The sequence below is a fragment of the Rhizobacter sp. P3_B12 genome (genome assembly GCF_056402895.1).
In genome coordinates, this window is record NZ_JBFUGN010001157.1 from 1 (window position 1) to 1,754 (window position 1,754).

Consider the following 1,754-nt stretch of genomic DNA (forward strand, 5'->3'; position numbering starts at 1 on the left):
GTGTTCCAGCGTGACCAGCTGGGCCGCGTGACCCGTGTCGATTCCCCCAATGACGCCGGGACCGGCACCGTGTCGACGACCACGGCCTATGACCAGTCTGTGACGATCGTCAAGGATCCGCTGTCGCATCCGACCACTGAAGAACGTGACGTCCTCGGGCGGGTCGTCAAGATCACGGACGCTGCAAACAACGTGCTGCGGCGCACCTACGACGCCGTCGGTAACCTGGTGCAGACGGCGGATTCGAAGGGCAACATCACGTCGATGGTCTATGACCGGCGTGGCCGCAAGACCGCGCTGTACGACGCCGACATGGGCGTCTGGGGCTATTGCTACGACGCGCTCGGCCAGCTGAAAGCGCAGCAGAGCCCGCGGATGCGCGGCAGCAATGCGCTGTCGGCGTGCCCGGCATTGACGGGTAGCGGCACCGTGGCGCAAGCGCTGCCCGACTGGACCACGATGGCCTACGACTTGCTGAGCCGGCTGACGCAGCGCGTCGAGCCCGATGCCACCAGCACCTGGCGCTACGACACCTACGCGAATGGCCAGCCCTGCGATCACGGCACCGGCAAGCTCTGCGAAGTGACGACCGCGAACGACACATCGCGCAAGATCGTCTACGACGAGTTCGGTCGGTTCAAGAGCGCGACGACAACGATCGGCGCGGCTTACGCTGCAGGCGTGACCTATGACGTGCATGGCCGGGTCGAGACGCAGTCGTACCCCACTGGCCTCGTGACGCGCAACGTCTATACGGCGGGGCTGGGCTTCTTCAAGCAGTTGGTTGACAACCGCAATGGCCAGGCGCTCTGGACCGCCGATGCGGTGAACGCGAGCGGGCAGTTGACGCAGTTCACATATGGCAACGCGGTCACGACGAGCAACCAGTTTTTCCCAGGCTCGGGGCGGCTGAACATCACCCGCGCCGGCAGCGGCAACAACGTCCAGAATCTGGTGCACACCTACGACGATGCCGGCGCGCTGAGCAACCGCGTCGACATGTTGACCACCGTCAGTGCAAGCTACACCTACGACGAACTGAGCCGGGTGCTGAGCGAAACGAGATCGAGCGGCAGCCTGCCGTCRCAGACGATCGCATGGACCTACGACGCGATCGGCAATATGCTGACGCGTACCGAAAGCGGCACCACCAACACCTACAACTACAACCCGAGCGGGGCCGGCAGCAATCGCCCGCATGCGGTGGCGAACGTCAGCGGCTTCGTCAATGGGCTGGCCGTGCCCTCGTACCAATATGACGCCGACGGCAACTTGGTCTCAGGGGCTGGCCGCACGATGGTGTGGACCAGTTTCGACAAGGTGTCGAGCATCAGCCGGAACAGCACGCAGCTCACCTACCTGTACGGCAGCGAGCACGAGCGCGTGAAGGAGGCCTACCTCCTTGGCGGCGTGCCGCAGCGCACCACGGTGTACCTGAATACCCCGGACGGATCGGGACTCTTCTATGAAGAAGAGAGCGGCGTGGCCGGTACGAAGAAGAGGCACTACCTGAACGCCGGTGGCATGCAGATCGGCATGATCGTGTGCACGGCCGATCCGTGCACCACGGTCGCCAACACCAGCACTCAGTACTGGCACAGCGACCACCTGGGCTCGGTCAGCGTCGTCACGAATGCGGTTGGCACGCCGATCGAGCGCATGGCCTACGAGCCGTACGGCAAGCGCCGCAACACCAACGGCCAGACCGACGGCAGCGGTACCCTGGCGGCCAGCAGCACCGGCCGCGGCTACAC

Annotated in this window: 1 pseudogene; it reads left to right on the top strand. The window is 64.6% G+C overall.

Annotated elements, in window-relative coordinates:
* Nucleotides 1-1,754, top strand: a pseudogene (locus AC1D01_RS33255) (hypothetical protein); the annotation flags it as partial.